This is a genomic window from Streptomyces sp. NPDC091682, from assembly GCF_044756625.1.
In the GTDB taxonomy this organism is placed as follows: Bacteria; Actinomycetota; Actinomycetes; order Streptomycetales; family Streptomycetaceae; genus Streptomyces.
On record NZ_JBIVTH010000059.1, the window covers coordinates 1 to 6,054 of the forward strand.

The window sequence follows — 6,054 nt, forward strand, 5'->3', positions numbered from 1 at the left end:
CCACCTCACCCACCCGGACCAACCAACCAAGTAACAACCGTTCTGCAGAATTCTTCGCACACAAACCCACAAACCGCACACCCATCACAACCCGCAAAAACCCAACACCACCGGACGCGAGACGCCTCGGGGCACACCGGCTCCACTCCGCACGGGGAAAGGGGGCAGAGGTTCCTCGGGCCGCCAGAGTCCGACGCCGTAACGACACGATCGGCCCAGTGCAGAGGAAGAAGAACCGCAGCACCGGCCAGGCCCGCTCCGTGACCGGCGCTCAGGTATCGCTCCGGCGGCAGAACTTCCCCCAGCAGCTCGGTGAAGGTACCGACGGTTCGTCCCAACCGCCATTGATCCAGCTGCCGTTGACCCTGGTGGTGACATCTGTTCGCCATCACGAGCGGCGCAAGCGTGCGACGTATTCGTCATCCTGCCCGGTGAGGAACGCGAAACCGAGTGTCTGCACGCGGTCGTCTTGGGCGGCTCGCGGCAGCTCTCGCACCGCCCTCGCCGTACGTCCGCGAGGTCAAACCTGCTGGGCCGGTCAACGATAGGACGCCTCGCCGTGTCGGGTGCCCGATGATTCGAAGGACCTGCGGCGGGCTCACGTCTTCGGATCCCAGGCAGCTGCCCGTTTCGGTAGCAGGTGAACTCCGCGGCGCCCCAGCAACTGCACAGCCCCGCGTCGGTGCCGGGTGGAAGGGTCACAGGTGGCCGGACGTCCGGCCACGACGGGGGTACGGACAGGGGCAGCGAGAACATGTACAAGTGGCCGCGTGGGGCGACAGCGTCGGGCATGACCCAGTTGGAGGCGTGGCTCCCCCAGCACGGCGGGGAGGTCGACCCCACGGTCTGCATCGTTGGCGCGGGCGGCGCTGCCGTCCGGGTACGACACCAAGGCGCGGACTGGCAAAACGGGGAGGCGGGGCTGCGGAGACGGTGCTGCGGGACGGAAACCGGATGCGGACCGCACCCCCGGCTACCGTTCCGTCCTGCTGCACGGCCTCGTAGGCTCAGGGTCGAGGAACACGAGGGGCGGGAGTTCGGTAGACATCAACGAACAGCTCGAGGCGGCACGGACCGCTCCGACGATCCCGGGCGAGGAACGGCGCCGAAGTTGGCACGAAGAGCAGATGGGAGACCACGAAGAGAACCTCCGACATCTGGCCAGCGCGGAGCAGCGGCCCGACGGCAGCGAACTCCCGATGTGACGATGGCCCTGCTCAAGGAGCAGCGAAGCATGTAGTAGGCCCCCGCGGGCTGGTCTGGGGCCATGCCGCAGCTGTTTCGTTCGGTGGCTGGGTTGATGCACAGCTCGGTGTGCTGCCTTCCCTATCGTTGCCCTTTAGGAGTCCGTGTTGTCTTCCGAACCGCCGAACCTCTACATAGTCCAGGCAGACGTGTTGAGGTCTGAGAGAGTTCTCCGAGCGGTCGAACGTGCATTGGCGCGCGCGTTGGACTCCCAGGAGGCGGCAAGGGCAGAGTACGAGGTCCACGAAGCCAAGGTGCGGGCGGAGAGCGCGACTGGTACAGGGCGCCTGGGCTTCGACGAGCGATGGGCGGGCAGCTCCGGCCTTCATCAACTCCAGGCCGACGTGGAGCTTGCACGGAAGCAGCTTCAGGCTGCCAAGCAGCGCCTGACCGCGCTGCTGAACGGTGGGCATCGCGGCCAGCTGCCGAGGTACGGAAGTGGGGTTCGCCCACGCCTCGTCCATGCCGGCTGCGCTCAGCGGCGCGCCCCGGCCCTTACCAGTGCCAGGTGAGGGTGTCGCCCTCTACCACCCCGGCCCAGCGCTCCGAGGCACGGTCGAGCGCCGCGCAAGCAAGGGCGAACTGCCGGTCGTCGAAAGGACCCTGGCCCACTCCCCCTGCCCTCAGTGCTCAGCCCGGACCAGACATGGTAGGCCCAGTTGACGCAGAGCTCGGCACGCATCACCGCATCACCGCATCACCGCGTCGCCGCCGCGCCGCATGTCCGCGATCTGCACCGGCCGGTCGTCATTCAGCTGGCGCGGAGCATCCTTCCCCGACTGCTGGTCCGCCTCTCGGGCTCAGTTGCCGACGAAGGTGAGGCTGGTCGCGTCGTAGCGGGTGCCCGCGACCTGCTCGGGTGGGGCGGCGGCCTCGAGGGCGGCGAGGTCATCGGCGGACAGCTCGACGGCCAGGGCCGCGAGGTTCTCTTCCAGGTAGCGCTGTCGCCGAGTGCCGGGGATGGGTACCACGTCGTTGCCCCAGTGCTGCAACCAGGCCAGCGCGAGCTGGCCGGCGGTGACTCCCCTCGCCTCGGCGAGCCCGTTCAGCCTCTCGACGATCAACAGGTTCCGCCCGAGGTTGCCATCGGCGAAACGCGGCTGGCTGCGCCGCACGTCGTTCTCCGCCAGCCCTTCGACCGAGCTGTACCGGCCGGTCAGGAAGCCGCGCCCGAGCGGGGAGAACGGGACCAGCCCGATGCCGAGTTCGCGGCAGGCAGGGCCGATCTCCGCTTCGAGGTCGCGGGTCCACAACGACCACTCGCTCTGCAGCGCGGCGATCGGGTGCACCGCATGTGCCCGCCGGATGGTGTGCGCGCCGGCCTCGGACAACCCGAGGTGACGAACCTTTCCGGCCTCTACGAGTTCGGCCATAGCGCCGACGGTCTCCTCGATCGGCACCTGCGGATCGACCCGGTGCTGGTAGTAGAGGTCGATGTGATCGACCCCGAGCCGACGCAGCGACGCGTCACACGCCTCACGCACGTATGCGGCGTCGCCGCGGACACGGGTGGGCTCACCCAGGCGATTGGCGAAGCCGAACTTCGTTGCCAGCACGACCTCGTCGCGGCGCCCGGCGACGGCCCGTCCGATCAGTTCTTCGTTGTGCCCGGCACCGTAGAAGTCTGCGGTGTCCAGAAGGGTCACACCCAGGTCGAGAGCATGGTGCACGGTGGCGATGGACTGTGCGTCGTCCGTGGCACCGTAGCCGTGGCTCATGCCCATGCACCCCAGGCCCTGCGCCGAAACCACCAGGCCGCCCAGGTGCCGGACGGGAAGGTTGCTCATACTGCTGCCTCCTGAGCTCGGAATCACTGCTCAGGACGCTATGCGTTGGAGCACGCTCCAAGTCAACCCGCGCCAACGTCTCGGGCCGCGCGCAATACATGCTCCCATCCACGCACCGACGACGGCCGTCCCTCTGTAATACGCAGGGAAAACGCGGCCTTCAAGGACGGACGAACACGGCCCGTCAAACGCCCACCCTTGACTCGTACACGGCGCCGCCGGCAGACTCAGCACGCTTGCTGATCTTCGCTGGGGGGACTATGAACGGCTTGATCACTTTCTATGCGTGTCTGGGACTGCCGGTCGCCGCACTGGTCGCGTTCCTCCTTTGGAGCGACAGGGCCACACGGACGAAGAATCTCGACGGGCTGCAGATGGAGGAACAGGCCCGCCAACAGGCCCGCTTCGACAAGCTGTCCCCCGCGCGAAGGCTGTACATCCCACCGGGCGAACTCAACCGCCGCCGCTGACCCCGGCCGTCGACGGCCGCGCCCAGGACCGGCCTCGGGGAACACAGGTCCGGCGGTTGGCGCTGAGACCCTGTCAGCAATCAGCATCGGATCTGACTGGATTCGGGCCGCCGCGAACCCCCGGATTGCACGGGTTCATTGGACGTGCCGCCGCCCTGCCGTCAAACGATCGTTTGACGACGGGCTGACAACGCCCCGGAGACGCAGCCCAGACGGACCACTGTCCGCCAGCGGTGAACAACCGTCCGAGCGAACTCGACGGTCATTACAATCCAATCGCATGACGACGGTCACAACGCGTGCAGTGGAGTATCCAGCCGACCACCTGACGATGGTCGGGCACCTCGCGCTCCCGGCTGGTACCGATCGCCGGCCCGCAGTCCTGATCGGACCCGAGGGGATGGGACTCAGCCACGTCGAGCGCCGCCGGGCCGAGGCCCTGGCGGAGCTGGGGTACGTGGCGCTGGCCTTTGACCTACATGGCGGGCGCTATTTGAGCGATCCCGAGGAGATGCTGGCCCGTTGCATGCCGCTGCTCGCCGATCCCGACCGGATGCGGTGCATCGGCCACGCGGCGCTTGACGTGTTGCGCGCCGAACCGCGGGCCGACGTCGACCGCATCGCGGCTATCGGATACGGCACCGGGGGCGCCATTGCATTGGAACTCGGGCGCGACGGGGTCGGCCTGCGCGCGATCGGGACAGTCAATGCACTGACCACGGGCCGACCGGGCGAGGCGGCACGCATTCGCTGCCCGGTGTGGGCCGGAGTCGGTTCGGAAGACCCGATCATGCCGCCCGCGCAGCGAGAGGCATTCTCCGCCGAGATGCAGGCCGCAGGCGTCGACTGGCGCGTCACGGTCTACGGCGGAGCCTTGCACGCCTTCCACCACCCACCGGTCGACCACGCCGTGCCCCCCGGTGTCGGCTACCACCCGCGACACGCACAGCGAGCTTGGCGCGACATCGTCGACCTGCTCGCCGAGTGCCTACCCGTAACGCAGTGATGTGCTCGGCTACTGACGCTCGCTGATGCCCGCCGTCCTCGTCCTCGTCCAGCTCCGGCGCGTGCGGGCCACGCATCGTGCGCAGGGCGCCGGCGGCGGGGACCTGGGCGGTGAAGCTGTAGCGGCCGAGCAGGTTCGGGTTGCGGTGCTTGAGCGGGGACGGGTGGGAGATGTCCTCCTCTACGATCTCGGGGCCCTCGCCCCACAGCTGGGCGACGGCGGCGTCGATGTGCTTCGTCGTCCAGAGCACGATGGTGTTGAGGACCAGGCCGAGGGCGCCTAGCTGGTACGCCATACCGTCGCGGTACGGCTGATGGATGGTGCCGCGCTTACCGTGGCACACGTCCCGGGCAAGCTTGTGGCGGGACTCCTGCACAGTGAGCTGCCGGTTCACCTGCCGCCGATGGGTGTCGTCCACCGGATCGACCACCCGCAGCAGGTGCTCGGTCTTGGCGATCCGCCCGTACTCGGCGAACACCTCGCCCAACGGGAACCGGTGACCTTCAGCGTGTCCGGCCAGTGCGTGATCAACTTGTTCGGGTTCACGCGGTTGCGGGCCAGGGCCTCCGCCACGCCGTACGTTCCTGTGCCGACACCGGGCATCGTCGCCCGCCAGAACCGCTGGTCATCCAGGTCGCGGAACTGGGGGACGAAGTTGTGGCCAAGGATCTTGAACAGGCCGAACACCATGTTGAAGTAAGAGGCGTTGTCGGTGGTCACCATCTCCGGCTTCACGCTGCCGCCCAGGCTCAGCAGCGCGTCCCGAATGTACAGGGAGTCGCGCGGGGTGCCGGGCACGACCATCTACCGGATGCCCGTGACCTGGCCGTTGACCCATTGAGCCAGGTGATGCCCCGCTTGAACCCTAAGTACTTGGGCGACGGCGCCGCGCTGACGGTCCGCACGGGGACGACGAACCGCAACCCGTCCACCGAGGCGAGCGGGCCTTCAACCGCCCGAGCCGGTGCGCGCCGATCTCGTCCAGCCGCTCCAGCACGCGGGCGAACGCCGTACCCGTCGTCCGCGTCGGCGGCCGGCACGCTCACCCCCGGCAGCAGCACCCGGTTGCGGCGCAGCCAGCCCACCGCGTGATCGAACAGCGCCTTCGGGCCCTCGGCGTGTGTCCACGCCGGCGCCGCCCACGGCGCCGGAGGCGTCGGTGACCCGTCCGAAGGCAATCATCTGGAGCCTGAGGGCAATGATCATGAACGTTCCGTCGATCAACGAGACCGAGTTCGCCGAGCTCAGCAGGTCGCAGGGGCACCGCCACACGATTGGGCAATACCGAGGCAGCCCTGCCGACCGGGTTGCCGGTGCATGTACCAGGCTGCGCGTCCGTGATCGGCGACACGACCGATAAGCACACACCCCACGGTGACGGCTGCGGACGCAAGAACGCCCGGCCGGGTAGTCCGGGCCGGGCGTTCTCGTCAGTATGGTTGTCCGCTGGTGGCTTAGTACCAGTGGTTGGCGGACCAGAAGTTCCAGGCGCCGACCGGGCTGCCGTAGCGGTCGTTCATGTAGTCCAGGCCCCACTTGATCTGGG

At 68.1% G+C, this 6,054-nt stretch carries 3 protein-coding genes and 2 pseudogenes; 2 read left to right on the forward strand and 3 right to left on the reverse strand.

Annotated features, from left to right (window positions below; genetic code table 11):
* Positions 1-2,045: 2,045 nt before the first annotated feature.
* On the reverse strand, positions 2,046-3,032 hold the full coding sequence (locus ACIQK6_RS42915; RefSeq protein WP_329106696.1) for an aldo/keto reductase: 987 nt from the start codon (positions 3,030-3,032) through the stop codon (positions 2,046-2,048).
* A 269-nt stretch (positions 3,033-3,301) separates the two neighbouring features.
* Between ACIQK6_RS42915 and ACIQK6_RS42920 the strand changes: the two genes are divergently transcribed.
* Together ACIQK6_RS42920 and ACIQK6_RS42925 are read left to right on the forward strand one after the other, a co-directional pair.
* Positions 3,302-3,502: a hypothetical protein gene (locus ACIQK6_RS42920; protein WP_402697808.1), complete on the forward strand. Its 201-nt coding sequence runs from the start codon at positions 3,302-3,304 to the stop codon at positions 3,500-3,502.
* A gap of 280 nt (positions 3,503-3,782) precedes the next feature.
* Positions 3,783-4,508, forward strand: a complete 726-nt coding sequence (locus ACIQK6_RS42925) for a dienelactone hydrolase family protein (protein ID WP_402697809.1) — start codon at positions 3,783-3,785, stop codon at positions 4,506-4,508.
* 28 nt (positions 4,509-4,536) lie between these two features.
* Here ACIQK6_RS42925 and ACIQK6_RS42930 read toward each other — a convergent pair.
* Positions 4,537-5,527: pseudogene (locus ACIQK6_RS42930) on the reverse strand (Tn3 family transposase); the annotation flags it as partial.
* 435 nt (positions 5,528-5,962) lie between these two features.
* A pseudogene (locus tag ACIQK6_RS42935) lies at positions 5,963-6,054 on the reverse strand (lytic transglycosylase domain-containing protein); the annotation flags it as partial.